At 53.3% G+C, this 26,442-nt stretch carries 24 protein-coding genes; 15 read left to right on the plus strand and 9 right to left on the minus strand.

Annotated elements, in window-relative coordinates; translation table 11 throughout:
* The first annotated feature begins 244 nt into the window (after positions 1-244).
* Positions 245-2,368, plus strand: coding sequence for a cyanophycin metabolism-associated ABC transporter (locus HKT17_RS07025; RefSeq protein WP_171101413.1), 2,124 nt, complete (start codon positions 245-247; stop codon positions 2,366-2,368).
* A complete protein-coding gene (locus tag HKT17_RS07030) occupies positions 2,361-2,828 on the plus strand; it encodes a cyanophycin metabolism-associated DUF1854 family protein (RefSeq protein ID WP_171098879.1) in 468 nt (155 codons plus the stop codon). The genes HKT17_RS07025 and HKT17_RS07030 overlap by 8 nt, the downstream gene beginning before the upstream one ends.
* A gap of 116 nt (positions 2,829-2,944) precedes the next feature.
* On the opposite strand, the gene flhC is transcribed toward HKT17_RS07030, so the two are convergent.
* Together flhC and flhD are read right to left on the minus strand one after the other, a co-directional pair.
* Positions 2,945-3,511 (minus strand): flagellar transcriptional regulator FlhC, encoded by a 567-nt coding sequence (flhC, locus tag HKT17_RS07035; protein ID WP_171098881.1) that lies wholly within the window; start codon positions 3,509-3,511, stop codon positions 2,945-2,947.
* A 56-nt stretch (positions 3,512-3,567) separates the two neighbouring features.
* On the minus strand, positions 3,568-3,885 hold the full coding sequence (flhD, locus tag HKT17_RS07040) for a flagellar transcriptional regulator FlhD (RefSeq protein WP_240605703.1): 318 nt from the start codon (positions 3,883-3,885) through the stop codon (positions 3,568-3,570).
* A 194-nt stretch (positions 3,886-4,079) separates the two neighbouring features.
* On the opposite strand from flhD, the gene HKT17_RS07045 reads away from it, so the two are divergent.
* The gene (locus HKT17_RS07045; protein WP_171098883.1) at positions 4,080-4,958 is read left to right on the plus strand and encodes an alpha/beta fold hydrolase; all 879 of its coding nucleotides are present in this window, start codon (positions 4,080-4,082) and stop codon (positions 4,956-4,958) included.
* On the opposite strand, the gene HKT17_RS07050 is transcribed toward HKT17_RS07045, so the two are convergent.
* Complete coding sequence (locus HKT17_RS07050) at positions 4,942-6,369, minus strand: amidase (RefSeq protein ID WP_171098885.1); 1,428 nt, start codon at positions 6,367-6,369, stop codon at positions 4,942-4,944. The two genes, HKT17_RS07045 and HKT17_RS07050, sit on opposite strands and share 17 nt — an antisense overlap.
* Positions 6,370-6,460: 91 nt before the next feature.
* On the opposite strand from HKT17_RS07050, the gene HKT17_RS07055 reads away from it, so the two are divergent.
* From HKT17_RS07055 to HKT17_RS07075, 5 genes are all read left to right on the plus strand, one after another.
* The gene (locus HKT17_RS07055; protein ID WP_168426963.1) at positions 6,461-6,856 is read left to right on the plus strand and encodes a YchJ family protein; all 396 of its coding nucleotides are present in this window, start codon (positions 6,461-6,463) and stop codon (positions 6,854-6,856) included.
* A gap of 132 nt (positions 6,857-6,988) precedes the next feature.
* Positions 6,989-7,462 (plus strand): Hsp20 family protein, encoded by a 474-nt coding sequence (locus HKT17_RS07060; RefSeq protein WP_105028981.1) that lies wholly within the window; start codon positions 6,989-6,991, stop codon positions 7,460-7,462.
* A gap of 97 nt (positions 7,463-7,559) precedes the next feature.
* The gene (locus HKT17_RS07065) at positions 7,560-8,261 is read left to right on the plus strand and encodes a 5-oxoprolinase subunit B family protein (RefSeq protein WP_205882520.1); all 702 of its coding nucleotides are present in this window, start codon (positions 7,560-7,562) and stop codon (positions 8,259-8,261) included.
* A complete protein-coding gene (locus HKT17_RS07070; RefSeq protein ID WP_171098887.1) occupies positions 8,254-9,228 on the plus strand; it encodes a 5-oxoprolinase subunit C family protein in 975 nt (324 codons plus the stop codon). The genes HKT17_RS07065 and HKT17_RS07070 overlap by 8 nt, the downstream gene beginning before the upstream one ends.
* Positions 9,218-9,952 carry a LamB/YcsF family protein gene (locus HKT17_RS07075; RefSeq protein WP_171098889.1) on the plus strand — a complete coding sequence of 245 codons (735 nt, stop codon included), beginning with the start codon at positions 9,218-9,220 and terminating at the stop codon, positions 9,950-9,952. Before HKT17_RS07070 ends, HKT17_RS07075 begins: the two co-directional genes overlap by 11 nt.
* On the opposite strand, the gene HKT17_RS07080 is transcribed toward HKT17_RS07075, so the two are convergent.
* On the minus strand, positions 9,953-10,396 hold the full coding sequence (locus tag HKT17_RS07080; RefSeq protein WP_171098891.1) for a YkgJ family cysteine cluster protein: 444 nt from the start codon (positions 10,394-10,396) through the stop codon (positions 9,953-9,955).
* 181 nt (positions 10,397-10,577) lie between these two features.
* Between HKT17_RS07080 and HKT17_RS07085 the strand changes: the two genes are divergently transcribed.
* From HKT17_RS07085 to mnmH, 3 genes are all read left to right on the plus strand, one after another.
* Positions 10,578-12,539 (plus strand): DUF294 nucleotidyltransferase-like domain-containing protein, encoded by a 1,962-nt coding sequence (locus HKT17_RS07085; protein WP_171098894.1) that lies wholly within the window; start codon positions 10,578-10,580, stop codon positions 12,537-12,539.
* Entirely contained in the window at positions 12,536-13,270 is a 735-nt protein-coding gene (locus HKT17_RS07090) for a 3'-5' exonuclease (RefSeq protein ID WP_171098896.1), read from the plus strand. The genes HKT17_RS07085 and HKT17_RS07090 overlap by 4 nt, the downstream gene beginning before the upstream one ends.
* 70 nt (positions 13,271-13,340) lie before the next feature.
* Positions 13,341-14,375: a tRNA 2-selenouridine(34) synthase MnmH gene (gene mnmH, locus HKT17_RS07095; RefSeq protein ID WP_171098898.1), complete on the plus strand. Its 1,035-nt coding sequence runs from the start codon at positions 13,341-13,343 to the stop codon at positions 14,373-14,375.
* A gap of 22 nt (positions 14,376-14,397) precedes the next feature.
* On the opposite strand, the gene HKT17_RS07100 is transcribed toward mnmH, so the two are convergent.
* Genes HKT17_RS07100 through HKT17_RS07115 form a run of 4 tightly spaced genes read right to left on the minus strand, consistent with a single transcriptional unit; the run spans position 14,398 to position 18,587 of the window.
* Positions 14,398-14,814 carry an acyl-CoA thioesterase gene (locus HKT17_RS07100; RefSeq protein ID WP_171098900.1) on the minus strand — a complete coding sequence of 139 codons (417 nt, stop codon included), beginning with the start codon at positions 14,812-14,814 and terminating at the stop codon, positions 14,398-14,400.
* A gap of 19 nt (positions 14,815-14,833) precedes the next feature.
* Positions 14,834-16,006 carry an iron-containing alcohol dehydrogenase gene (locus HKT17_RS07105; protein WP_171098902.1) on the minus strand — a complete coding sequence of 391 codons (1,173 nt, stop codon included), beginning with the start codon at positions 16,004-16,006 and terminating at the stop codon, positions 14,834-14,836.
* A 36-nt stretch (positions 16,007-16,042) separates the two neighbouring features.
* Complete coding sequence (locus tag HKT17_RS07110; protein ID WP_171098904.1) at positions 16,043-16,537, minus strand: DUF4442 domain-containing protein; 495 nt, start codon at positions 16,535-16,537, stop codon at positions 16,043-16,045.
* 13 nt (positions 16,538-16,550) lie between these two features.
* Entirely contained in the window at positions 16,551-18,587 is a 2,037-nt protein-coding gene (locus HKT17_RS07115; RefSeq protein ID WP_171098905.1) for an NADPH-dependent 2,4-dienoyl-CoA reductase, read from the minus strand.
* A 230-nt stretch (positions 18,588-18,817) separates the two neighbouring features.
* Between HKT17_RS07115 and HKT17_RS07120 the strand changes: the two genes are divergently transcribed.
* The 4 genes from HKT17_RS07120 to HKT17_RS07135 all read left to right on the plus strand — a co-directional run bounded on the left by HKT17_RS07120 (position 18,818) and on the right by HKT17_RS07135 (position 24,380).
* Positions 18,818-21,319 carry an ABC transporter permease gene (locus HKT17_RS07120; RefSeq protein WP_171098907.1) on the plus strand — a complete coding sequence of 834 codons (2,502 nt, stop codon included), beginning with the start codon at positions 18,818-18,820 and terminating at the stop codon, positions 21,317-21,319.
* Between the two features lie 92 nt (positions 21,320-21,411).
* Positions 21,412-21,903, plus strand: coding sequence for a group II truncated hemoglobin (locus HKT17_RS07125; RefSeq protein WP_171098909.1), 492 nt, complete (start codon positions 21,412-21,414; stop codon positions 21,901-21,903).
* A gap of 4 nt (positions 21,904-21,907) precedes the next feature.
* Entirely contained in the window at positions 21,908-23,326 is a 1,419-nt protein-coding gene (locus HKT17_RS07130) for a DNA recombination protein RmuC (RefSeq protein ID WP_171098911.1), read from the plus strand.
* On the plus strand, positions 23,298-24,380 hold the full coding sequence (locus HKT17_RS07135; protein WP_205882521.1) for an asparaginase domain-containing protein: 1,083 nt from the start codon (positions 23,298-23,300) through the stop codon (positions 24,378-24,380). The genes HKT17_RS07130 and HKT17_RS07135 overlap by 29 nt, the downstream gene beginning before the upstream one ends.
* Before the next feature lie 8 nt (positions 24,381-24,388).
* Here the strand turns inward: HKT17_RS07135 and HKT17_RS07140 are convergent, their stop codons facing one another.
* On the minus strand, positions 24,389-26,422 hold the full coding sequence (locus HKT17_RS07140) for a TolC family protein (RefSeq protein ID WP_171098915.1): 2,034 nt from the start codon (positions 26,420-26,422) through the stop codon (positions 24,389-24,391).
* Positions 26,423-26,442 lie beyond the last annotated feature (20 nt).

A 26,442-nucleotide genomic window follows, 5' to 3' on the forward strand; every position in this document is an offset into this window, starting at 1 on the left:
GGAGTATTACAAGGCGTTTTTGCGTCATAAGCTGAGTGTCGGCAGGTTTGTTTTCGAGGATTGGATTTTCGATCAATGTTAACTCCGTGTCGCTGGAAATAGTGGTGTAACATCAGCGAATTCGCGAACTGAGGGGGTAATCTCATTGAAAATCGTTGGATTTTCACCGTCTGAAAACGAAGTACAACGCCTTTCAGAGGTTTGGGCCGCCAATTCACCAACCCAAGCGGTGTTTGTGGCTGACATGAACACTCGGCGTGAGTTTTCTCGCAGCCTTGTAGCCTTTAACGCCCATGAATTAATTGTGGTAGACAAGGAATTGCAGGTGCCTGTTTTCAAGGCACATTTCTCAAGCATTGAGAAAATTTCCATGTCCGATCATTCCGGTCTTTCTACGGTCCTGATTCAAGTCGATTCCGGGCAGGTATTTCGCTTCTATGCCAGCTTCAGTTTGCATCGCGCACTTGAAGAATTTGTGGAGTTGCTGGAGACAGCCGTGCGTGAGTTTGAGCAGGGCACAGCACACACTGCCCAAATTCAGCACCCGGTGCCGCGCTTGCTGGCCGATGAAGAACTGGATGATGCCGGGTTTGAAGAGCCCGTTTCTTCACGGGCACTGTTGCGCTTGTGGCGCTTTGCACACCCGTATCGCTGGCGTTTGTTTGCCGGGCTGATTCTGACATTGCTGTCAACTGCTGCAACGCTGGTGGCGCCTTATCTTTCAATGCCACTTATGGACGAAGTACTGATTCCATTCCAGAACGGCCAACCCATGAACACTGAACTGGCTACGTTTTATCTCAGTGGTTTGTTGATATCGGCTGTGGTTGCCGCAGGCTTGAGCTGGGCAAGAACCTACCTTTTGGCTTTGGTTTCCGAGCGTATCGGTTCGGATTTGCGTACCACCACATTCAATCATTTGATGAGTTTGTCGCTGGATTATTTCAGCGCGAAACGCACAGGCGATTTGATTGCGCGCGTGAGTGCGGAAACTGACCGAATCAATTTGTTCCTTTCACTGCATGCGCTCGATTTCATCACCGACGTGATCATGATCGTGATGACTGCCATCATTCTCATGAACATAGATTTCGAGCTGGCTTTGCTGACTTTGCTGCCTTTGCCAATCATCGCCTGGATGATTCACCTGGTTCGCGAAAAGCTGCGCACAGGTTTTGAGAAAGTTGACCGCGTTTGGGGTGAGGTTACGAATATTTTGACCGACACCATTCCGGGTATTCGAGTTGTAAAAGCCTTTGCACAAGAACGCAGGGAGTCGGATCGCTTTCTGAAGGCCAACACCCGCAATCTGGAGGTGAATGACCGCATCAACAAAACCTGGTCGCTGTTTGCGCCCACGGTCAGCCTGCTGACTGAGCTGGGTATCTTGGTGATTTGGGCCTCCGGTATTTGGATGATCATGAACAATGACATCACGGTGGGTGTGTTAACGGCTTTCCTCGCCTACATTGGCCGCTTTTATACGCGGCTTGATTCCATGAGCCGAATTGTGTCTGTCACCCAAAAAGCGGCAGCGGGCTCGAAAAGGATTTTCGATATTCTCGATTACAAGTCGTCAGTGCCAGAAGCCGAGAACCCTGTGCACATTGATCAGCTCAAAGGCGAGCTTGAATTGCGCAATGTGTCTTTCCGGTACGGAAGTCGTCAAGTGCTTGATGGTGTGAACTTGAAGGTGAAGCAGGGTGAAATGGTCGGTTTGGTGGGCCACAGTGGTTCTGGCAAGTCAACGTTGGTGAATTTGTTGTGCCGTTTTTACGATGTAAGTGATGGCGAAGTGCTGGCCGATGGCATTGACATTCGTCAGATTGAAATGGCCAGCTACCGCAGAAACATCGGCCTGGTGTTGCAAGAGCCTTATTTGTTCTTCGGTACCATTGCTGAAAACATTGCCTACGGGCGCCCCGATGCCACCCGTGAAGAAATCATCGCGGCAGCGCGGCTTGCGCATGCTCACGAGTTTATTTTACGCCTCCAGCACGGTTATGACTCCCTGGTGGGCGAGCGTGGACAAAGCTTGTCGGGTGGTGAGCGCCAGCGAATTTCCATTGCGCGTGCCTTGTTGATCGATCCTAAAATTCTCATTCTTGACGAGGCCACCAGCTCGGTCGATTCGCAAACCGAGAAGGAAATTCAAAAGGCCTTGGACAACCTGGTGCAGGGAAGAACCACTATTGCGATTGCACATCGGCTTTCAACCTTGCGCAAAGCCGACCGCATTGTGGTGATGGACCGTGGCAAGGTGGTGGAAGAAGGCCCGCACGATGAATTGCTGGCGGCGAAATCACACTTCTGGCATTTGCACCAGGCCCAGGAAAAACTGAAGCAGGAGCAAGCCCAATATGACTGACTGGCGATTGCGTGAATCAACACAGGGCAAGCTGGCCTTGTACAAAGGTCATGAATTGGTGGCCGACCAGGTGATGCCAGTATTGGCCTTTCCGTTCTCTGCACCTGACGAAAGCATTTCGATTGTGGATGAGTACAGCAAAGAATTGGCCTGGCTGGACCGGCTTGATCAATTGGATGCCGACTCGCAGGCCGTGGTGAAAAACTACCTGGCGGTGCGCGAATTCAGGCCCACAGTGCTTCAAATTACCTCGGTATCCACCTACTCCACACCAAGCATCTGGACCCTGGAAACGGACAAAGGACCCTGCAAGTTTGAGTTGCCCACAGATGAAAGCATTCGACGCTTGGGGGGTAGCCGGCTGGTGCTGACGCATGCCAATGGCATGCAGTTCATCATCGAAGACATGTTTGCGCTGGACGCCCGAAGCCGTCAAATTCTTGCCCGCTTCATGGCTTAAAAAAAACACCTGTGAGCAATCGCTGACAGGTGTTTAAAGTGTCCTTGTACTACGGACAGGGGAGAGAGACAAAAAACAAGCTACTGCTTGGTACAACGGCACTGCAATTCAATTCTTTAAGCGGTTTCGAGCATGCTTTCTTCATTGAAGAAGCGGGTGGCTGCGTCTTGTTTGGTTTTTCCTGCCCGTGAGGGCATGTTGCACAAACCGCACTCATAGTTACCTACTAGGTCATAGGTGTGCACCACAAAGTTCCCTTCGCAGGTTTTACAGGCCGTGGTGGTCAACATGCCAACATCAAAAAACTTCACGAGGCGCCATGCGCGGGTTAGGGACAACACTTCGGGCAGGCCCAAGGCAGTGATCTGCTCGCGATAAAGCTTATAGGCCTTGACCAGGCATTCGCCGTCTTCAAGGTCGGTGTGCTTGATGCAAGTGGAGTAAAAATTCATGAACAGCGAACAGTGAATATTGGGTTGCCAGGTCATGAACCAGTCTGTGGAGAAGGGCAGCATGCCCTTGGGTGGCGATTTTTGCTTGATTTCCTTGTACAGGCGAATCAGGCGTTCACGCGACAATTGGGTTTCGCTTTCAAGAACCTGCAAGCGGGCGTCCAGCTTGATCAGGTCAGAAGCAAGTTTGATCTGCACGGCCTCAGCCATCAAAGATTTAATCTTGGACATGTTTGTTCTCCAGCGCACCCGCAGGTGCATGAACCACGGTTGTTTTCTAAGTGCGCTTAAGCTGCAATTTGGGCGCTGCGGCCAGCCATCAAAATGGCAGCATGCATGCCTGAAATTGCGCGTTCTTTTCCGTGGTCGCAGAGGAGTTTCCACACGGCGGGGTCCTCGAACCGAATGCTGCACATGGGCACGTCGTTTGCTGCAATGCGCAAAACCTGTGCGGTGGTCAGTTGGTCCAGCAGGTCGGCTGTGTTTTCATCAATACCCAGGCGAATGATGGCCTCGGCTTTGTCTTCGTTGATGAGTTGTTTGGCCAGAAGCAGGTAAGATAAATTGGCTTCGCGAATTTGTTCCAGTAGTTCATTTGCTTTCATTTTGAACATCCTCCTATTCAAATCAAGCAATCTTTTTCAGAAGGTTTCGACGCTTCCCACAGACATCGATCCCAGTGAATGTATTGTTGATGAACCGCGAAAAAAACTAAGCCATCCAATTGCTGTAAGCGAGATCAGCGAGCAGCCATTGAGCATGTAAGAAGAAACCAGACAACGAGACAGGTGAAACAACAATGAGCAATGCGTTTATGAACTGGCTGTGCCGCAAACTGATCGACTCAAAATGCAAACAAATGGGCTTGATCAAAAGCAGCCTCAATACCGTAGACGGGCGCACCGCGTATTTCAAAGGCGGGCAGGGGCCCGATATGGTGTTGGTGCACGGCTTTGGCGCCAACAAGGAAAACTGGCTGGCACTGGCCCCGCGTCTGATGCGCCATTACACCGTTTGGATTCCAGACCTGATTGGTTTTGGCGAATCTGACCGCCCCAGCAACGCCCGTTTTAATATTGCGGAGCAGGCCGATCGGGTGGTGCGTTGGCTGGATGCGGTGGGCGTTAAGAATTTCCATGTCATGGGCAACTCCATGGGCGGCTATTTGGCGGGTGCCTTGGCCGCCAACTTTGAAAACCGGGTTCTCAGCGCTTGTTTGTTAAACCCCGCTGGCGTGAAAGGTGCCGAGCACACCGCCATTGGGCGTGCGTTTGCCGACGAAGGAAAAATTATCCTTGCACCCACCAATTTTGAAGAATACGAGAAGGTGGTCAATCTTTGTTTCAATGGCAAGGCGCCGCCCATGCCTGGTTTCATGCGCAAGTATTTTGGTCGTATGTCGATCAAGAACAAGGCACTGCTCGACCGGGTATTCATGGAATTCGTGAACCCGGATGCCAATGTTAGTTTGAACGAGATGGTGGAGAAAACCACTGTGCCGTTGATGGTGGTGTGGGGCGATTCAGACCAGTTGGTTCACCCCAGCGGCCTGGCTGTGTTGAAACAGGCTCAACCCGCGATTGTCGATTTAATGCTTGAAAACACAGGCCACTGCCCCATGGTCGACCGGGCCTCTCTGGTTTACAAAGCGCACCTGGAATTCATGCCAGCATCTTGAATGGTTGGGCTTGCTCAATTTCAAGGGCAAGCTCAATCAGCCTGAATTCATGCCCCATGGCCGCGGCAAAATGTACCCCGACGGGGATACCTTCAGCGGTGTGGTGCATAGGCAGGCTGATGGCTGGCGCCCCTGCCACGTTTTGAGCAGCTGTGAATGATGCAAAGTTAACAAGCCTTTCCCGCGCCTGCTCAAAAGGCAGATCAAGTGCCAAGTAACCTAGTGGCGGTGCGGGCTGGCCCAGTGTGGGGCTCAGCAGCACATCCAGGTCGGCAAATGCTGTGGCGTATTGCGCTTCAAACTGATAAAGCCTGCGCAAAGCGAACGGAAATTTCAGCAGGTTGCGAGTGAAATGTTTGGCCAAACCGTGGGTGAGTGGTTCAAGCTTTCCGGTGTCCATGTGCCGATCAACTGCCAGTTTGCCCAAGTGTGAAATGGATGCGGCCAGCATGCCCCAGTACAGCAAGAAATCGTCAGCAAACTGGGCGCTGATGGGCACCTTGATTTCCTGCACTTCATGGCCCAACTCCTCGCACAGGGCAGCAGCTTTATGCACCGCTTCCACACAAGCGGTATCTGTTTCATCGCCAGAAATTTTCTGGGTGAACATGCCGATTTTCAGGCGCTTGCGGCCAGGGGTGGTGATGTGGCCCAGTGGTGGCAGTGTCGGGTTTTTGTAATGCTCTTCAGCCAAGGCGAAAAACGCCGCAGTGTCCCGCACGCTGCGCGACACAATCCCGTCGCTGACAATATTGATGGGCAGGCTTTTCGCCATTTCATTCATGGCCAAACGCCCGCGGCTGGGTTTCAAACCCACCAGCCCGCAACATGCAGCGGGAATGCGAATTGAGCCACCGCCGTCGTTTGCATGGGCAATTGGAACCACACCCGCTGCCACCAAAGCAGCCGAACCGCCCGAAGAACCCCCTGTGCTGTGCCCAATGTTCCATGGGTTGTGTGCTGGCTCGGCTTTGCTGTACTCGGTGGTGGCGGTAAGCCCGAACTCGGGCAGCTTTGTTTTACCCAGCAGCACCACGCCTGTGTCGATAATCTGCTGTGCCACGGCGCTGGTGTGCTTTCTCGCCGTGTCGGGCATGGCGGCTGAACCGTGTTGAGTGGGTAAGCCTTGCAAATCCAGGTTGTCTTTCAAAAAGCCCGGTATGCCCTGAAACGCCCTGAAGTTGCCTACGTCGTCGTAAAAACGGGCTTGCGCCAATGCCGCTTCCTCTTGAAGGCACGCGGTGGCATGCAGTTCGGGGTTCACCAATTCAAGTCGTTGGTACGCGGCTTGAACCAATGCAGTTGCGCTGGTTTCGCCGCGTTGAAGTTGCCCCGCCAGGGCCACTGCATCGTGATGGCCCAAGGCATCGGCATGATTAAACGCATGCACTCGTGTAGGCTTAATTGTCATTGTTGGTGGTCATTGTTGTTGGTCTAAGGCTGGCTGTCTCTGGCTTCAGTCTAAAATGAAAAATCTGCCTGTTTCATTGCTTTTGTTCCACATGGTCCAAAAAAATAAAATACAGCCTTGCCCTTGCGGCAACGGCGTTTATCAAGCCTGCTGCCAACCGTTTCATCTTCACACTGGGTTGGCACCCACGGCCGAAGCGCTCATGCGCTCACGCTACAGCGCCTACGCCTTGGGTTTAAGTGACTATGTGTTGTCAACCTGGCACATCAGCACGCGCCCCAAGCAGCTCGATTTGCAGCAGGAACTTGCACAAGGCAAATGGCTGGGCTTGAATGTGAAAGGGCACTGGCCACTGGGCAACAAAGCCGAAGTAGAGTTTGTGGCTCGTTACAAACCCAACAATGGGCCCGCCAGTCGCCTGCATGAGCGCAGCCGTTTTGTGCAGGAAAACGGGCATTGGTATTACGTAGACGGCGATCTGTTTTGACCTGAAAAAATTGCAAAGAAAGCACTTGAAATTTTCAGGGTTGGTTCATAAATCAGGAATGTGGGAAATGTCTCCAAGAGAGTTTCCGCACATTTTGAATAACTGATTTTTTGCTTCTCAGGAGAATGAATCATGGCAACAATCGACCTTACCCCTTTGTACCGCAGCACCATTGGTTTTGACCGAATGGCCAGCATTCTGGACGCCGCAATGCGTGCAGACACTTCAACTGGTTACCCTCCTTACAACATCGAGGCGCTGGAAGAAAACCGTTACCAAATCAGTGTGGCCGTCGCGGGTTTCGAGGAAAAAGAGCTCGAACTGGAAGTCGAGCGTGGCGTGCTAACCGTGCGTGGCCGCAAAGCGGATGAAGAGGGCAAACAGTACCTGCACAAAGGCATTGCATTTCGCAGTTTTGAGCGCAAATTCAACCTGGCCGACTACGTGCAAGTGGAAGGTGCCAACCTGAAAAATGGCTTGTTGGTGGTCGAGTTGCGCAAGGTAATTCCTGAGCAAATGAAAGCACGTCGAATTCCGATTGGTGAATCGGGTCTTCGAACCATCGAGGCAGGCGAGGCAAATCAGGACAGACAAGCCGCCGCCTAAACGTGTAAAGTGATTCGCGCATCGCAAAAAAAGCAGCCCTTGGCTGCTTTTTTTGTGTTTAAACTGAACCCCTCGCTTCTTGACACGTTGAGCATCCATGCCCAGGGCTTACTTTGTTTCCGATCGTGCCATTCAGATAGACTGGGCCACAGATGGCTCTGCGACCGAGAATTACATGCCCGCCACGGAATTGGCGGTGTTTCGTCAAGAGTTAATCCAGTCCATTCAAGCTCTGGCTTGGCCAGCTTGTCAGTGCGTGCAGGCGGATCAATCAATTACCGTGTTGTTTGCGAGTCCAATACTTGCCGCCGGGAAACATGAAATATTGCTTGATCAACTCCACCAAATACTCGGCCAATTCGGGAAAGCCACATTGCTTGCAAACACCCCAGGCTGCCACCACCACATTGTTGTGAACTACGGTGGCGTTGCCGGGCAAGACCTTGCCTGGCTGGCCGGGCAAACCGGGTTAAGCCCGACTGAGGTGATTGACCTGCATTGCAGCGCTATTTATACCGTTCAATTTTTGGGCTTTCTGCCCGGCTTTGCTTACCTCACAGGTTTACCCAAACAGCTTCATTTCTCGCGTCGGGAAACGCCGCGCTCACGTGTGCCGGCGGGTACATTGGCCATCGCTGCCCATTACTGCGCGGTGTACCCCTGGGAAAGTCCAGGCGGTTGGCATTTGTTGGGGCATTTTGAGCAGGTGCTTTTTGATCCTGAACGCACCGATCAGCAGGGGCAGTCCCTTTTCAAGGCCGGTGACACGGTTCAATTCATTCGGGCTGATTATGCTTAAGGTGGTCAGGGCTCAAGGGCAAGGCATTGTTAGCGACCTGGGGCGTTGGGGCTACCAGCATGAGGGTGTACCGATCGGGGGCGTGCTGGATACTTTTTCGTTCAGCCTGGCCAACCTTGCCTTGGGCAACCAGGCCAATGCGGCTTGCCTGGAGCTGATGGGTCAATTCGATTTTGTATGCGCCAAGCCATGCCTTGTTTTGTTTGCAAACCGGGGTGCGCATGCCTTGTTAAACAACAAACCAGTGTTGTGCGGTCAGGTTTTGGGTTTGCAGGAGGGTGATGTGTTGCGCACCCAGCCCCCAGGCCTGGGTTTCTGGAATGTGCTTTGTGTGCAAGGTGGTGTGGATGTGCCCGAAATGATGGGTTCCCGCAGTACCTGCCTCGTCGCTGGTTTTGGGGGGCTACAAGGCCGGGCCTTGCAAGTGGGTGATGAACTACATTTTGCCCGGAAATTCACCACCAGTATTCGGCATGGTGTTCGTTTGGCCATGCCCCTGGCCCGCACTGAACATTCAGCCTGTTTGGTGCTTCATTTTTTGCCTGGTCCGGAATTTTTTGAACTCAGCGAAAATTCGCAGCACCTGTTTACCCGTCAACACTTCAGCTTGGGCACCCAAAGCAGTCGAATGGGGTATCGGCTGGAGGCCCTTGAATCGCCTTTGTCACTGAAGCATGTGGTTTCTTTGCGTTCACATGCTGTGCACCCGGGTTTGGTGCAGTTGCCACCTAGCGGGCAGCCGGTTGTGCTGCTGTGTGAAGCCCAGGTTACTGGCGGTTACCCACGTATTGGCAGTGTATTGTCATGTGATCTCTGGAAATTGTCACAACTTGGGGGTGGGGAAAGCGTAAGCTGGGTATTGGTCAATGAACAGCAGGCGCAGCGTCTACAGGCCAGGCATGAACTCGACCGCAAACGCTACCAGCAGGCCATTGAATACAACAAGGCAACTACCCATGTGGATTAATGCAGATTTGGGCGAAGGTTGTGCCCACGACGAGACCCTGTTCAAGATTGTTGACTGGGCCAATATTGCCAGCGGCGGGCACGCTGGCGATGAACACAGCATTCGCCGGGCTTGTATGCTGGCGCTTGAACATGGCGTGCAGGTGGGCGCCCACCCCAGCTATCCGGACCGAGCCGGGTTCGGGCGTCAAAAGCCCGAAGGCTCAACTGCACAGTTGCTGGGTGAATTGAAACGGCAAATGGATTTTTTCGACAACATCGCCACGAAGTTGGGGTGTTGCCCTGCGCATTTCAAACCCCACGGGCAGTTGTACAACGATGCGGCCTTTCAAGCGGCCGAGGCCGAGCTACTCATCAATCTGGCCCATGCTTTTCCGCACCTGAAGCTGCTGGCTTTGGCCAATAGCCCCTTGGTGGCTTGGGCGCGTTCTGCTGGCATCGAGGTGATCGAAGAGGCCTTCCCGGACAGGGCTTACCTAAGCACCGGCGCGCTGGCACCTCGAAGCCAGCCTGGCGCTGTGCTTCATGATCCGGTTCAGGTCAAGGCACAGGCTGAATTGATTGTTCGGGGCGGGCCATTGCAGTGCCTGGATGGCTCAAGCCGCGTGGTCACGGCGCAAACCCTGTGTGTACACGGCGACAATGCACAGGCTTTGGACAATGCAAAGGCTGTTCGTGCTGCGCTTACCGAACACGATCAAGACACATTCAGTGGTGCAAGCTGATTAGCTGCCGGGTTTTATTTCAGGTGTAGGCAAAGTAATGTGGTCAGGCACACCAGCAACCGGTACAAAGCGCACATTCAATGGTGCCAGGCCGTGTTTGGCGCGAGCCTGGTTACAACGCGGGTTCAATTCACCTTGGGCGTCAAATACATCGTATTCGCGGCAGGGTGAGGGGCGGTTTTCGTAAATGGTGCAGCTGACTGACTCGCCAATATTGCCCGACAGTGCAATGCAACGTGGCTTAGTTTGCGAGCTGCCTTTCATGCAGCTGCGGTACAGGTTCATTTGCTCCGTCAGTTCAACCGGCACCACGCCGCCTTCGGCTGCCGTGGTTTCGCCCCAATAGAAGCTGATTCTGAACGTGGAACAACACACGCCGCAGCTTTGGCAAAGGGCTTCAACGCCTGCGCCGTCAACAACAATTGTGGTGGGGTTTGACTGCAATTTAACCTCGGGAAAAAACAGCCATGGGGGAGAGTTGCGCGAATATATTCCTGGCACAGGCGCAAAGCAAGCACTATTTTCAAGTGACGTGGCTTGGAAGAAACAAGCTTTTTGTAAGGTGCAAAGGCTACAATAGGGAAAACCATTATAAAAACCATTTAGCCCAGCAAATGGAGAGACTGTGAATCGACCGAATGCCGCTTCTGTGGCCGATTCGGGGGTTGCTGCCCCTGATTCAGCCCAAACCAGTACCAGCCCCAGCGGGCAAATGCTGGACTACATCAAACAAAGGTTGGTCAAGCACGCGCCGTTCAGTGAAATTCCGCTTCGCGACCTGGACTGCCTGCTTGAAGGCTGCGCTGAAACTTATTTCGCACCCAACGAAGTGATTGTGCGGCCCGAGGACGGCCCACCCCAGTTTCTTTATTATGTTGAAAAGGGCTCTGCCGTGGGCCGCAAAGGCTTGGCCGACCTGTCTTCCACCGGGTTTCAATACGAAGCCGGGGAAATGTTTCCAGTCAACGCATTTCTTGCCAAACGCGCAGTTACAGCTACTTACAGCGCCCGGGAAGATACCTTCTGCCTGATGTTTACCTTCGACAGCGTGCAAGCCCTTGCGCGTAAAAGCCCGGTGTTCTCCGACTATTTAACCCGGCGCACCATGCAGTTTCTGGATTTGTCCAGAAAAGCGATTCAAGTGGCTTACTCCTCTCAAACCCTGGCCGAGCAAACGCTTGAAAAGCCCTTGCGCGATGTATGCCGTCACGAACCTTTTTCTTGCGCACCCACCACGCCCCTGAAGCAGGTGCTGGAAGTGATGCATGAGCACCGGATTGGTTCCATGATCGTGGTGAATGAGGCTATGGTGGTGGAGGGTATTTTGACTCGCCAGGATGTGTTGTCGCGCGTGGCCATGGCCCAAAAGCCCTTGATCTCGCTGATTTCGGAGGTCATGAACACCCCGGTTCATACCCTGGATGAAAGTTGCACCGCGCAAGATGCAGCCCTGCTCATGTCCAGATTTGGCATTCGCCACGTGCCGGTAACCCGCAACGGGAAATTAAGCGGCATTGTTTCCGAGCGCGATATTTTCGCCATGCAGCGTTTGTCGCTGAAACAGATCAGCAGCAACATTCGCTCAGCGCAAGACGCCGATATGTTGCGAACCTGCGCCAATGACATTCGCAGTTTTGCCAAAAACCTGCTGGGCCAGGGCATTGCTGCCAAGCAACTTACTGAATTGATCAGCCACTTGAACGATGTGCTCACCGAACGCATTCTTGAGGTTGTGGGTAACCGGATGGGCATTGATGCCAACAGTTACTGTTGGTTAAGTTTCGGCTCGGAAGGCCGTTCGGAGCAAACCATTGCCACAGACCAGGACAACGGCTTGCTGTTTATTAGCGATCAGCCTGAAGTGGACCGACCACGTTGGCTGGCTTTTGGCAAAGAGGTGAATCAAACGCTGGACCAGTGCGGCTACCCTTTGTGCAAAGGCAACATCATGGCCAGCAACCCCGAATGTTGCATGACTGCGGGCGAGTGGTTGAACAAGTTTGCGCGATGGATCGATGTAGCCACGCCCGAGAACCTGCTGCGTGTGAACATATTTTTTGATCTTCGCGCGCTGGCAGGCAACAAAGAGCTGGCGCAGCCACTTCGGGACTACATTGTGACCCGCGCCAAGGAGTCTACGATCTTCTTGCGCTTGCTGGCTGAAAATATCATGCGTTTTCGCCCACCCTTGAATTGGCATGGCAGCATAGACACCACTGAAATTGAAGACATTCGCACGCTTGATTTGAAAAAGCAGGGTACAGCGGTCTTTGTCGATGCCGCGCGCTTTTTCTCGCTGGTTTTTGGCATTGATGAAGTCAATACCCGCCGTCGGTTCGAGGCCGTGGCCAAGCGTTTAAGCGTAGAGGAACAGCGCCGCGACGCGTGGGTGAGTGCCTTTGAGTTCTTGCAAATGATGCGCCTTCGCATACAGCTTGATGAAGGCGTGGCCGTGCCCAACTTGCCCGATCAGCCCAATGTGGTGAACTACGACGTGCTCGACAACATTGACCGCCGCATATTGAAGGAATGTTTCAGGGTAGGGCGGCGCTTGCAGCAGCGAATCGAGATGGAGCACATGCGTTGAGTACCACTTTGCAAGGCCAGTTGCTGCCCACGCAAGGCTGGGCCAGCTACATCAGGAACCGCCTGGTTCAAACGCTTGATTTTTCCAGCCCAAACCCTGACCGTTGGGTGGTGCTAGATGTTGAATCATCAGGCCTGAACCCGAAAAGAGATCGCCTTATTTCGATTGCGGCCACTGCCATCGAGTTTGATGCGCAAAGACGCCCGCGAATTTCGCTCACGGACACGTTTGAAGTAGTCATCAAACAGCCCCCCGAAATCGTCGACATGATCGAGTTTGAAGCCATCGACAAAAACAATATTTTGATTCACGGCATTGGCATTGGCGCGCAGCAAAAAGGGGTGAAGGCGGAAGTGGCTTTGTCTGAATTCCTGCGTTATGTGGGCAACTCGCCATTGATTGCTTTTCACAGTTGGTTTGATGAAATCCTGATCAACAAAGCCATGCGTAAGGTGCTGGGTCGTACAACACATCGGCATTGGCTCGATCTTGAGCATTTGGCTGCGGTGCTGCACAAGGAAAATCACCAGCTTCCGCTGGATGTGTGGATGCAGCGTTACGGCATTGAATGTGAACAGCGCCACCAGGCCGCAGCCGATGTATTGGCCACCGCCCAGTTGCTCATGAAACTGTGGCCCATGCTGCAAAAGCGAAAGGCCACAGACTGGAAAGAACTGAAAACCATTGCCAACGGGCTTAAAACCCTGCCAGGGCGAAACTTGCCGACCTAGTTTTAAAACCGAAGCCCTGTTTTGCGTTATTCTGCCGGGCTGAACATTTGTTTTGAAGTTGGCCTTTTTCATGCATGATTTTTCCTCTTATGACCTGATAATTGACGCACGCTCGCCCCGCGAGTTCGAGGAAGATCACATTCCTGGTGCGGTCAACATGCCTGTGGTCAACAACGATGAATATGCAGAAGTAGGCACCCTTCATCGCACCGACAAAATGGGCGCCTACAGCATTGGTGTGCGCTATTCGCTGGCCAATATTGCACGTCACCTCAGCGAGGATTTGCCGAAATATCCCAAAGACGGCAAGGTGCTGGTGTACTGTTTTCGGGGTGGAAAGCGCAGCAAGCTGTGGGTTGATGCGCTTGAAACCATTGGTTACAACGTTCAAAAACTGCCTGGCGGCTGGAAAGCTTACAGACGTTGGGTGAATGAGCAGCTGGAAACTGCGCCCACCAAATTTGAGTATCACGTTTTAAGCAGCCCCACGGGTTGCGGCAAAACCCGCCTGTTGTATGCCTTGCGTGAAGCAGGTTGCCAGGTTGTTGATCTGGAGGCCATCGCCCGTCACAGAGGTTCAATCATTGGGGCGGTGCCTGGTACTCCACAACCCTCGCAAAAGTATTTCGACACCTTGCTGTTGGAAGAACTCGCGAAATGCGATCCCACACGCCCAGTGTGGGTTGAAGCCGAAAGCAAAAAGATTGGAAATGTTCAGATACCCACAGCCATGCTTGATTCCATGCGCAGGGGCAAAACCATTCGCGTGCATGCCGACATGCAGCAACGGGTTGAGCTTTGGCGACAGGATTACAAACACTTTGAAGAAGATCCAGAAGGCTTGCTGGAACGGTTGCGTTTTATCCGCAGCCTGGTGGGCGGCAAGGAATTTGAAGAATGGGAGCAATTGGCTGCCGAGCGCAAAATGCCCGAGCTGTTTGAGCGGCTGATGCGCAATCATTACGACCCAGCCTACCGCCGCTCAATTTTGCGCGAGTACCCCAATATTGATGCATCACCTTTGATTGAACTGCATGATTTGTCTCCTGCAGGCTTGCTGGAAGTGGCGAAAAAAATTCGCGCGCAATACGACAGAAAGGCTTGAGCCGGCCACTCACACCCAATCGTCAGACCACCAACAAAGCCAGTTTGCTGCGAATGCCATCGGGTATTGGGGTGGGGGTGTTACCGGTCTTGTTCACAAACACGTGAATGAAGTAGCCTTCCGCGCACAATTCGCCTTTGGCGTTGAACAAACCCAATTCATAGCGCACTGAGCTGCTGCCCAGTTTACCCACCCGAAGGCCGGCCGTAACCGGCTCAGGGTAGGCCAGGGGTTTCAGGTATTTGCACTGGCTTTCCACCACAAAACCCACCACCTCCCCGTCGTGAATGTCCAGCCCGCCTTCTTCAATCAGGTAACGGTTTACCACACTGTCGAAGTAGCTGTAATACAACACATTGTTCACGTGTCCGTAAATGTCGTTGTCGTGCCAACGGGTTTGAACTAGTTGATGCAGTGGGTATTGGGCCAGAGTGGTCATGGTCGAAGTTTGAATATTCTTAGTAGGCTGCTTGATAAATGGCCAAGGCCTGGGCCTCGTTCACATCGCGCGGGTTATTGCTCAACAGGCGGGTTTGCAGCATGGCTGCACTGGCCATCACCGGCAAATCGTTCTCGCCAATACCCACTTCACGCAAGCCAACCGGCAAACCTGTGGAAGGCGACAATGTGGCTGTGTAGTCAATAAAGGCCTGGGCCAGCTGCCCCGTATTGTCTCCATGGTGGCCCAGCTTCAACACTTGTGCCAGCTCGGCATACTGCTGTTCTGCAGCGGGCAAATTAAAGCGCAACACATGCGGCAGCACCAGCGAATTGCTCAAGCCGTGTGGCACGTGAAATATACCGCCGATTGGATAAGCCAGCGCATGCACCGCACCCACAGGCGCGTTGGCAAATGCCTGGCCAGCCATGCAAGAACCCAACATCATCGCCTGGCGTGCCTCGCGGTTGCCCGGTTCTTGGCACACGGTGTGCAGGTTGGCAGCCAACAGGCGCAGCGCTTCACAGGCCAAAAAATCAGCATAGGGGTTTTTCAGGCGTTTACTGGTGTAAGCCTCTATCGCATGCACCATGGCATCAATGCCGGTGGCCGCCGTTACATGTTGGGGCAGGCTGAGTGTCCAGTCGGCATCCAGAATGGCCAGGTCGCCATACAACACAGGCGACACCACGCCCATTTTGGTGTCCACACCCGTGGTCACAATTGAAATTGGGGTCACTTCGCTGCCGGTGCCGGCAGTGGTGGGCACCAACACCAAAGGCAGCCTGTCGCTGGTCACATTACCCACACCGTACATGGTTTTCAGTTCTTGTTTGCCGCGCGCCAACACCGCAATCAGTTTGGCTACATCAAGCGTGGAACCGCCACCAATGGCCACCACCACATCGGCCTTGAATTCCTTGGCCAATGAAGTGACCCGGTGCACCAAAGCCTCGGGCGGGTCGGGTTCTACATCGTTGCAACTGTGAACTGCGTGGCCTGCTGTGGCCAGGTTTTCACAAATGGTTTTAAAGGCCTCGGTGCCCGCAATGAAGGGGTCAACCAGCATGAACACCCTTGCGGTTTTCAGCCCTTGCTGGGTCAGCAAGGGGGCCAACATGTCAGCCATTCGCAGCGAACTGCCCGATTCGCACACAATGCGGTTCACTGTTCTGAATTCAAATGGGGCCATGCAGGTGTCTCCTTGCCGTGTAGTTATAGCAATAGTTTAGCCCTTGCGCTTTGGGGTCCAAGCCCAAATGGCGCGAACGAAGATAGGTTCTTTGCTTTCACCATCAGTAATCGTTACCGCCACATCCACTTCACCACGTTCCTCGGTCTGCATCATGGTGATTTGTTCTTGTGTCAGCATGGCTTCAGCACGCATGTCGCCAGCGGCGCGTTTGCGGTAATCCACTTCCATGCGCTTGATCACCGGTATTGCGTTGGCTGGCACATTCAAACCCACCAACGCGCCGGTGGCCGATTCTGCAATCATGATCATGGCCACTGCATGCACGGTGCCAATGTGGTTTTGCACGTAGGGGCGATTTTTGATCACCACAATTGAATGGTTGGGCTCAATCCACTCGAATTTCAAACCACTGGTTTTGAAATACTTCACCGCACGGCCAAACAGCAGGGTAAAGGCACGGGTTTTCAAAGGCGTGGGCAGTTTGTCCACTTGCGCATACACCTTTTGCAACATCGATTTCTCACTCATTTTTCTTCTGCCTTTACAGGGTTACAGCCAGGCGAGTGGCTTGGTTAATTGCACGTTTGGCGTCCAGTTCGGCGGCCACCGATGAACCACCCACCAAATGCACGGGTACGCCCAGTGCCTCGATTGGTTCAACCAGTTCACGCAACGGGTCTTGGCCCGCACAAATAATAATGTTGTCCACTTCCAGAATTTGCGGGCCATGCGCGCTCATCACATGCAAACCGCGGTCGTCGATTTTCAAGTACTCCACACCTTGCATGAAGTGAACACGGCGGCTTTTCAAGCTGGCCTTGTGCACCCAGCCTGATGTTTTACCCAAGCGTTTGCCCAAGGGTTCGTCCTTGCGCTGGCACAGCCAAACCTCACGTGCGGGCTTGGGTGGCTCGGCTTGCACGCCATCTATGCCGCCTGCATTCTTGGGGTCAAAGGTAATGCCCCATTCCTTTTTCCAGCTTTCCAGGTCGAGTGTGGGGGAAGGGTGGGCAAAGTCGTGCGTCAAGTATTCCGACACATCAAAGCCAATACCGCCGGCACCAATCACGGCCACTTTCTGGCCCACTTCTTTTTTGTGCAGAAGCACGTCGATGTAGCTCATCACCTTGGGGTGGTCAATGCCTTCAATTCCCGGCGTACGCGGCTTGATGCCCGTTGCCAGTATCACTTCATCGAAACGCTCTTTGGAAATCAGGGCGGCATCAACTAAGGTGTTCAGGCGAACATCCACTTTCTTCAATTCCAGCTGGCGTTTGAAGTAGCTGATGGTTTCATGGAATTCTTCTTTGCCCGGAATCTGTTTGGCCATATTGAACTGGCCGCCAATTTCACTGGCCTTGTCGAACAGCGTTACATGGTGACCACGGCGTGCCAGTTCTGTGGCCGAAGCCAGGCCCGCTGGGCCTGCACCCACCACCGCAATTTTCTTCTTTCGTTCCAGCGGTTTGTCCACAATTTCGGTTTCGTGGCAAGCGCGTGGATTCACCAGGCATGAAGCCCGCTTCAGGCTGAAGGTGTGATCAAGGCAGGCTTGGTTACAGGCAATGCACACGTTGATTTCGTCGGCGCGGCCTTCCTTGGCTTTGATCGCGAAGTCGGGGTCAGCCAACAAAGGGCGGGCCATGGAAACCATGTCGCATGAACCCTCGGCCAACAATTGCTCGGCCACCTCAGGTTTATTGATCCGGTTGGACGCAATCACCGGAATCTTGAGCTCTTTGCGCAGGCGGGCAGTCAGTTCAGCGAAAGCCGCGCGGGGCACGGAAGTGACAATCGTGGGCACACGGGCTTCGTGCCAGCCAATGCCGGTGTTGATCATGGTGGCCCCAGCTTTTTCAATTTCGCGGGCTATGTAGCTCACTTCATCCCAGGTGTTGCCGCCTTCAACCAAGTCCAGCAGTGAATGGCGGTAAATGATGATGAACTTTTCGCCCACGGTTTCGCGAATGCGGCGAACAATTTCAACCGACAAACGGGCACGGTTTTCTACTGAACCACCCCAACGGTCTGTTCGGTGATTGGTTCGCTTGCAAATGAACTGGTTGAGGAAGTAGCCTTCCGAGCCCATGACTTCCACGCCGTCATAGCCCGCTTCTTGGGCAATTTTGGCCGAGCGTGCAAAGGCTGCAATGGTTCGGCGAATACCGAAGTCGCCAATTTCACGTGGCTTGAACGGGTTGATCGATGACTTCACATTGGAGGCCGACACGCTCAAGGGGTGGTAGGCATAACGGCCTGCATGCAGCAATTGCATCACAATTTTGCCGTCGTGTTTGTGCACGGCTTCGGTTACTTTCTTGTGGTGTTTGATGGCACCACTGCTGCTCAACTTCGATGCAAACGGGTATAGCCAGCCTTCCAGGTTGGGTGAAAAACCACCGGTCACAATCAAAGCGGTACCACCCTTGGCGCGTGCCTCAAAGTAGGCCGCAAACTTGTCAAATTCCTTGTATTTGTCTTCTAGGCCGGTGTGCATCGAACCCATCATGATGCGGTTGCGCAGGGTGGTGAAGCCGAGATCAAGCGGAGAATTCAAATGGGGAAATGCGTCAGACACGTTACCGTCTCCTTAAAAATCGGTAGTTTTTTGTAATGTATTTACTTATGTTACTGAAAAGTAATTTTTATTGTTGGAGTGAGCGTTCAAATCTGCACTCAAAATAGCACGATCGGTCAATTTTTTGCGTGTTTTATTCGTGAAGAAATTACTGCGCCGCAATAAACAGGGGAACCTGTACCCCCACGCTTTGTCCTAAACTGGTGTTTTACCCCGCAAGTGCTTCCCTCATGCAGTCTTTTCAGTATTGGGCACGGCAGTCACGCCGTGCATCGTTCCGCATTTTGTTCGTGGCTTTGGTGTTGGCCGTGGCGGCCATTTCATCTGTGGGCGTGTTCTCAGCCCGAATCGAGGCAGCCTTGGTGCGCGATGCCAGTCAAATGTTGGGCGGTGATTTGGTCATCGAGTCCAAGCGGAACACCGCCAATGCACCCTGGCTTTCAATTCTTGAAAAGCCGGAATACGCAACACTCAAGCAGGCTGAAAGCGTTGTATTTCCAAGCGTTGTGCCCTCGGAGCGGGTCGACTTGCTGGTTTCGTTGAAGGCTGTGAACAACATGTATCCCCTTCGTGGGCAACTCACGGTTCGAAACGCACAGGGTCAAGATGAAAAAGTGGCCAGTGGCCCGCCTCAAGGCGAATTGTGGGTAGACCAAGGCGTGCTGGGTTCACTGGATGTTCAGTTGGGTGATTCAATTCAAGTGGGCGAAATAACACGCCCGGTTACCCGAGTAATTTTGGCAGAACCTGATCGTGGCGGTGGCTTTGTGAACTTCGCCCCCCGGGTCATGATGAATACCGCTGACCTCGAAGAATCCGAGTTGTTGGGCTTGGGATCACGGGCCACCTGGCGTATTTACTTCACTGGCGCTCAGCCGGTGATCAATCAGCTGATTTCCGAATTGACTCCAGTGCTGTCGCCTGTTGAGGAGATCGAAACCCTGGAGAACGGTCGACCTGAGGTCAGCGGTACGCTTGAGCGCGCCAATGATTTCCTGGCCATGGCTGCTTTGATCGGCACCATGGTGGCCTGTGTGGGCATTGCGCTGGTGGCGCACTTGTTTGCCAAAGAACAGGCCAGCGAATTGGCAGTATTGAAAAGCCTGGGCTACACCCCCAAACGTTTGCTGCGCATGTGGGCTATTGGCATGGGCATGTTAACGCTGGGCGCTGGTGTGCTGGGTGTGGCCCTGGGGTGGGCGGCGCATTGGGGCTTGCTGGCCCTGTTGGCTGAGCTGGTGGGCGTCGATTTACCACTGGCCGGTTTGCATTACCTGCCCATGGGCATGCTGCTGTCAGCGTTGTTATTGCTGGGTTTTGCGGCAGTGCCCACCTGGTACGCCTTGCGCGCGCCTGCGGTCGCTGTAATTCGGCACCAAACATTGAAAAGTAGCCGGGGGCAACTGGTGTTGTCAGTGCTGTTTGGTGTGTTTACTGCCATCGCGGTGTGCCTGTTGATCGTTAACAATGTGGTGTTGGCCCTGTTGTTGTTTGCTGGTTTTGTAGGCACCTCGCTGGTGTTCGCCCTCTTGTTCTGGGGGCTTTTGAAGGTGCTGGCTTATTTGGGCAAAGGCAAAAAAAGTGCAGGCACCAACATCGCGGTTTTTCAAAGCATGTCCAAACGTGCAAGCACCCTGGTGTTGCAGGGAGTAAGCCTTGCCCTGGGGCTGGCTGCACTGTTAATGCTGGCTGTGGTGCAGGGCGATTTGATCGACCGTTGGCAAGAAGCCGTACCGGAAGACGCCCCCAATCGCTTTGTGTTCAACATTCAACCCGATCAGGTTGAAGGTGTTCAACAAACATTGAACACCGCAAGCCAAAGTCCGGTCAATTTGTACCCCATGGTGCGCGGGCGCTTAAGCGCCATCAACGGTGAAACCATCACGGCGGATACCTTTACCGATGAAGGTGCCCGCAACACAGTGGAACGTGAACTGAATTTGAGTTTTGCGGACACCTTGCCCACGCACAACACCGTCGCTGTGGGAAGCTGGTTTGATGAAACACCCGCCAAAGCAGAAGTGTCCGTGGAAGACGGTGTGGCTGAACGTTTGGGCATAGGCCTGGGCGACAAGCTCACCTTTGACATCGCAGGTACGCCCTTAACGGCTGAAATTACCAGCATCCGCGAATTGCGCTGGGACTCCATGGAGGTGAATTTCTTCATGGTGTTTCCAACCGAGGTGCTGCAAAGTTTTCCGCAAACCTGGATTACATCGGTCAGCTTGCAAGATGACAAGGCCATTCCCGTGTCGCGTGAGCTGGTGCGCGATTACCCCAATCTCACTGTGCTGGACACTGAACTGGTGATTACCCAAGTTCGTAAAATTTTAGGGCAGGTGGGCCAGGCTGTTCAGTTTGTATTTTTGTTCACTGTGGCTGCGGGTGGTTTGGTGGTGGTGGCCTGCGTAATGACGGGTGCACGTGTACGTACCCGTGAGGCTGCAATTTATCGGGCCATGGGGGCATCCACTGCTCAGCTGCAACGCGCCGCTTGGCTTGAGCTTTCCGTGCTGGGTGCGCTGGCAGGTTTGGTGGCAGCCATTGCTGCCCAAGGCCTGGGTTGGGGCGTGGCGCATTTTGTGTTCGAGTTTGAGTACTTTTTGTCGCCCATGCACATTGTGGCTGGTGTGGTTGCGGGTGCAGTGGTGTCGGTGTTGTTTGGTGCCTGGTCGGTCAACAAGGTTTGCCGCGCCCCCGTGATGCAAACCTTAAGGCAAGCTGCTGCCTAGCAAGCCAGCGACTAATCGAATTACAGTCGAATTTACATGGCAGTGCACGGTTACAATGTGGGATATATACCCATATTCATACCGGCACCTCCATGAGCAACAACGATTCAACCAGTAACACCAGTAGCGCCGACGCGCAACCCAAGACGCCGATTGTCTACTTCGGCAGTACGCCAGAAGAGCAGCAAGCTGGCGTGCGCAAGCTGGTTGATCTGTTCTACGACGAAATGGATCAAAATCCGAGTTTCGGGCGCATTCGCAAACTGCACCCGGTTCACCTGGACCATTCACGCGAAAAGTTTTACCTGTTTTTGTCGGGCTGGCTGGGCGGCCCCGACCTGTATTCACCGCAGTTTGGTCACCCACGCTTGCGCATGCGCCACATGCCATTTCCAATTTCCAGTGAAGACCGCGACCAGTGGTTGCTGTGCATGGTGAGCGCGCTGCGCGCCATGCAACTGCCCGAGAAAGTGATTGAAGGGCTAATGCTTTCATTCTTCCGCACAGCAGACTGGATGCGCAACAAACCCGATCCCGAAGGCAGCGCCAAGGGCTTGAACACTGTTTCGATCAAGGGCGAATAAGTTGATGGACGGACAACTGATTTGGGCCGTGGTGGGCTTGCTGTTGCTGGTGTTGTTCGGCTTGGTGCTGGTGTACCGAAGAATGACGCTCGACAACTCGACTGAACTGGCTCAGTTTCAGCAGCAGGTTCTTGCCAATCTCGATGAGCTGATGGACGCGCAGGCACAGCAGCGTTTTGTGTCTGAAGAATTGGGCAAGCAACTTCGCCTGCTTAATCAAGACATTGAAGCGCGCCAAAGCAAGCAATCTGAATTGTTGACGCAAACGTTTGCACAGGCGCGCACGGAAAGCCAGCAGGCCGCGCATGGTTTGCAGCAGGTTATCGTCGGGCAGTTCACGCAGGGCAATCAAATTCAGTCTGAAAAGCTGAACCAGTTTTCTGAAATACTGCACCGCACCAACACCCTGATTCAAGACCAGCTCACGCAAATTCGCTTGTCGGTTGAGCAGAAATTGAAAGACATTCAAGACGACAACGCCAGCAAGCTGGAATTGATGCGAAAAACAGTGGACGAGAAACTGCACGCCACACTTGAAACCCGCTTGGGCGAGTCCTTCAAGCAAGTGAGCGAACGCCTGGAGCAGGTGTACAAAGGCTTGGGCGAAATGCAAACACTGGCCACCGGTGTGGGTGATTTGAAGCGCGTGCTTACCAATGTAAAAAGCCGTGGTACCTGGGGCGAAGTGCAGCTGCAAGCCCTGCTTGAGCAAATGCTGACCCCCTCGCAATTTGGTCGCAACATCAAGCCAGTGCCCGGCAGCCACAACATTGTTGAATTTGCAGTGCGCTTACCTGGTAAAGAAGACGATCAACCGGTGTGGTTGCCCATCGATTCAAAATTCCCTAAAGAACAATACGAGCGCCTTCAGGAGTGCTTTGACCGCGCGGACGCTGATGGCGTTGCAGTTGCTTCCAAAGCGCTTGAAATGGCCATACGCGCCGAAGCAAAAACCATTGCCGAGAAATACCTGGCCCCCCCATACACCACCGATTTCGGTATTTTGTTTTTGCCCACCGAGGGCCTGTATGCCGAGGTGGTGAAGCGCCCTGGTTTGGTCGACGACTTGCAACGCCTTCACAGGGTTACGGTTGCTGGCCCAATCACCTTAACCACATTGTTAAACGCCTTGCAGTTGGGCTTTAAAACACTGGCGCTTGAAAAACGTTCAAGCGAGGTGTGGACTGTGCTCAGCGCTGTTAAAACCGAATTCGGCAAGTTTGGCGACATACTTGCCAAAACACGTGACACGCTTGAGCGCGCCGCCAAGAATATCGAGCAGGCTGAAACACGTTCACGTGTTATGCAGAAAAAACTGAAAGGTGTTGATGAATTACCTGAAAAAGACGCGATCGAGTTGCTTGGATTAAATGACGGCAAGGTCGACCTGCTGGATGATGACGATGCGCCCGCAAACGCTTGATACCCTGCCGCGCGTGGCTTTGGTGGCCACGGGCGGCACCATCGCCGGTACGCTAATCGAGGGTTCCGAAACCTGGGCTTATGAATCGGCCCAGCGTAGCGGTGAAAGCCTTGTAATGGGAATACCCGGTTTGCTTCGCCGTGCGCAATGGCATTTTGAGCAGCCGTATAGCATTGGTAGTCAAAATCTTGAATTGGCTCATATGTTGCAACTGCGTGCTGCGTTGATCCGTTTGCTTCAGTCCCCTGGCATCGACGCAATTGTGGTGACGCACGGCACCGACACCATGGAAGACATGTTGTACTTCCTTTATCTAACTTTGCCTGCTGCGCTTTTGGTCAAACCCTTGGTTTTTACAGGGGCCATGCTGCCTTCGGATGCCGAGGATGCCGATGGGCCTGCCAATTTAAGCGGCACGCTCGATTTTGCAGTGCAGTGTTTGCCGGGTAGCCCATTTGGCTGCGCAGTGCCATTTGGTTTGTACATGCAAGGTTTGTTTACGCCTGCACAACATGTTGAGAAACAAAGTACAGCTGGTTTTGATGCGTTTGATGGCCCATATTCTGTGCTGCCGAATGCGAACTGGTTTAATAATTTTACCGCGTTGAACCCACCCACCGATGTGGGAATGCTGGGTCAGTTTTCCAATTTGTTTGATGCGGGTACGCAAGCGCACCCTTTGTTTGAAGCCATGGAGGTGCCCGTGGTGTTTTGCACACCGGGCAATGGGCCTTTGCGTCAATTGAATGATTTGCTGAATCGCAAACCTGCCTCGGTGGTGGTGGCTGCACCGGGGCATGGCAACATTCCAGAGGCCTGTGTGCCGGTGTTGCGTCGCTTGCTGTTAAATGGTGTCAGTGTTGTGCGTGCAAGCCGCGTGGCAGCAGGTGGTGTAGAGCGGGGTGGTGAGTTCAACGCGCTAAACGATTTTGAGGAAGGTGTGCTTCCTGCAGGAACGGCTGGGGTTTATTCGGAATCAGGCAGCTTGAGCCTGAGCAAGTGCGTGGTGTACGAGCGACTGCGGGTGTTGGCCCGCAGCCTGATTGGGCAGTAATTGCAAAACTAATCGACCTTGGCTTCAGCAAGATTCAGGTTTTTCCTGCCTTGGGTTTGTGCTGTGGTCACAGGCATGTTTTGTTCCCGGATAATTTGCCAAATGCCTTTGTTTTCTTTCCAGGTCAGTACCTTTTTCGAGCGTTCTTGATAAAACTTTGCACGGTAATCTTGAACAAAGCTGATTTCGTACTCATCGGGTTTGTCAAAACTGGGTATCACTTGCAAGTCAGAAATTTCGATGTCGATTCCCTGTGCTTTTGAAATTCGATCACGTCGGTTGCTGACCCATGCTTCGTAGCTGCCTTCTTCGGGCTTGAAGTTTGGCGCGTAAAAGGCGATGTAACTGTTCAAGTCTTTGCTTTCCCAAGCCTTGGCCCATGCCTTGGTTTTGTCGATCAGGCTTTTGGAGACTTCCGCAGGGTCGCCAAATGCAGCCACCTGTGGGTTGGCCACGCCACCATTGTCCAGCTGAGCCAACTGAATTGGAGGCAAGCTGTTTGTGGCATCCACTGACTTCAAGGCCTCATCGAATCCGATGTTGGGCAAATCGAAGTCTTCCAGATTAATCAAGCTGGCTGGACAACCTTCAGCTTCAGCACCACTTTGGCTTTGTTCTGTATAGAACAGCACGTTGCGCTTGGTGGGCTCATCGGCATTGACCAGTGCATCCACCGCAAACAGTGTGGTGAGCTGGCCAGTGGCAGCCAGCAATTTCAGTTTTGAAATGCTCAAATCAGCTTCAATATTGATCAGGGCACGCTGGGCCTGATAGTACTCATTTTCAGCACTCAGCAAATCGAGCAGGCTGCGTCGGCCCACCGCAAATTGTTGTTCATAGGCAGCTCGTGCTTTGGTAATTGCAGCTGCCTGTTCGCGAAAGTAATTCAGTTTTTTTTGCGAACTGACCACATCGAAAAGCGAGGTTTGGGTGGATTGTCGAATGGCTCTGCAAATGACCAGTTTGTCGTCCAGGCTGCGAAGTCGACGTTTGATCGCGGCATTTCGGGAGGCATTGTCGGCGCCACCGCGGTACAGGTTAATCGTGGCCAGCAAGTCGATTGATGAAATTTGACGTTCGTCGAATGTGGAAAGGTAGTTGCTGTACACATCGGTTTTTGCACGCAAATCAAGGCGGGGATGAAAACCCTCGCTGGCCGCAGTTACTTCCTGTTTGGCCGTGGCAATGGATGCGTTGGATGCCTTGAGCAGTGGGTGGTTGTTCAGGGCGAACACCAGACGTTCCCTGTTTTCAACTTCAAAGTTTGCGTTTACAACATACTCCCCGGCTTGGTTGACAGGCCAAACCGTGTCGGTAATTCTTTGGTAGTTGGCCATCGCAGAGAAAGTGTTCGCCTTCTCGGTGGCCAGGTTACCCAAGGCCAGGGTGTATCGGCTGCGTGCCTGTTCCAGATCAGATTGACGGGTCACGCCACTTTTGACCTTTTCTTCAATGCGGTTCATCAGGTCTTGGTGATATTTCAAGTTGTCCTCTGACAGGCGAGTCAGTGCCTGAAAGCGGGATACATCAACATGGGCGCTAGAGGCCTCAAAGGCAACCTGATTGGCTTTGTTCAGGTATCGGTAATAGCTTTGCATGGCTCCAGAGTAGGCCGCGAGGTAGCGAGCCTGGGAGGCAAAACCGTTGTACAGGTTTTGGCGTGCTTCAATGCCGTAGGAATTCGCGTTGTAGGTGCGTGTGTCTGCGTCTTCGATCCGGGTACGTTCGCGACCAGCAGAGCCCCGTGCATCGACAGTGGGTAGCAACGTGCCGAACACCACGTTGGCTTCTTCCATTTGCGCCTCGAGTGCATGCACATCGGCATCCAGTGTCGGACTGTTTTGCAGGCCTTTAATTACACTTTGTTGCAAAGGATTTGGCGCATTGTTTTCTGTTGCTTGCGTCGCTGATTGGGCTTGCACCTCGGTTACAGCCTGGCTTTCCTGTGCCCAGGCGGCAGGGGCACTCAGGGTGAGCAAGGCGAGAACCATGGCCGCAGGCAAGGTTTTCAGCGTGGGGTTGGGTGTGTGGCTTGTGTTCATGTTGGCTCGTTCGTTAAATT

Origin of the sequence: Limnobacter sp. SAORIC-580, from assembly GCF_013004065.1 — a bacterium.
Lineage (GTDB): Bacteria > Pseudomonadota > Gammaproteobacteria > Burkholderiales > Burkholderiaceae_B > Limnobacter > Limnobacter profundi.

Excerpts from the sequence above, each read along its gene's own strand:
- flhC (WP_171098881.1), bottom strand. The coding sequence starts at position 3,511 with ATGTCCAAGATTAAATCTTTGATGGCTGAGGCCGTGCAGATCAAACTT.
- HKT17_RS07075 (WP_171098889.1), top strand. The coding sequence starts at position 9,218 with ATGTGGATTAATGCAGATTTGGGCGAAGGTTGTGCCCACGACGAGACC.
- HKT17_RS07105 (WP_171098902.1), bottom strand. The coding sequence starts at position 16,006 with ATGGCCCCATTTGAATTCAGAACAGTGAACCGCATTGTGTGCGAATCG.
- HKT17_RS07110 (WP_171098904.1), bottom strand. The coding sequence starts at position 16,537 with ATGAGTGAGAAATCGATGTTGCAAAAGGTGTATGCGCAAGTGGACAAA.
- HKT17_RS07060 (WP_105028981.1), top strand. The coding sequence starts at position 6,989 with ATGGCAACAATCGACCTTACCCCTTTGTACCGCAGCACCATTGGTTTT.
- HKT17_RS07030 (WP_171098879.1), top strand. The coding sequence starts at position 2,361 with ATGACTGACTGGCGATTGCGTGAATCAACACAGGGCAAGCTGGCCTTG.
- flhD (WP_240605703.1), bottom strand. The coding sequence starts at position 3,885 with ATGAAAGCAAATGAACTACTGGAACAAATTCGCGAAGCCAATTTATCT.
- HKT17_RS07065 (WP_205882520.1), top strand. The coding sequence starts at position 7,560 with ATGCCCAGGGCTTACTTTGTTTCCGATCGTGCCATTCAGATAGACTGG.
- HKT17_RS07130 (WP_171098911.1), top strand. The coding sequence starts at position 21,908 with ATGGACGGACAACTGATTTGGGCCGTGGTGGGCTTGCTGTTGCTGGTG.
- HKT17_RS07135 (WP_205882521.1), top strand. The coding sequence starts at position 23,298 with ATGATGACGATGCGCCCGCAAACGCTTGATACCCTGCCGCGCGTGGCT.
- HKT17_RS07070 (WP_171098887.1), top strand. The coding sequence starts at position 8,254 with ATGCTTAAGGTGGTCAGGGCTCAAGGGCAAGGCATTGTTAGCGACCTG.
- HKT17_RS07140 (WP_171098915.1), bottom strand. The coding sequence starts at position 26,422 with ATGAACACAAGCCACACACCCAACCCCACGCTGAAAACCTTGCCTGCG.
- HKT17_RS07045 (WP_171098883.1), top strand. The coding sequence starts at position 4,080 with ATGAGCAATGCGTTTATGAACTGGCTGTGCCGCAAACTGATCGACTCA.
- HKT17_RS07050 (WP_171098885.1), bottom strand. The coding sequence starts at position 6,369 with ATGACAATTAAGCCTACACGAGTGCATGCGTTTAATCATGCCGATGCC.
- HKT17_RS07055 (WP_168426963.1), top strand. The coding sequence starts at position 6,461 with ATGGTCCAAAAAAATAAAATACAGCCTTGCCCTTGCGGCAACGGCGTT.
- HKT17_RS07125 (WP_171098909.1), top strand. The coding sequence starts at position 21,412 with ATGAGCAACAACGATTCAACCAGTAACACCAGTAGCGCCGACGCGCAA.
- mnmH (WP_171098898.1), top strand. The coding sequence starts at position 13,341 with ATGCATGATTTTTCCTCTTATGACCTGATAATTGACGCACGCTCGCCC.
- HKT17_RS07100 (WP_171098900.1), bottom strand. The coding sequence starts at position 14,814 with ATGACCACTCTGGCCCAATACCCACTGCATCAACTAGTTCAAACCCGT.
- HKT17_RS07120 (WP_171098907.1), top strand. The coding sequence starts at position 18,818 with ATGCAGTCTTTTCAGTATTGGGCACGGCAGTCACGCCGTGCATCGTTC.
- HKT17_RS07025 (WP_171101413.1), top strand. The coding sequence starts at position 245 with ATGAACACTCGGCGTGAGTTTTCTCGCAGCCTTGTAGCCTTTAACGCC.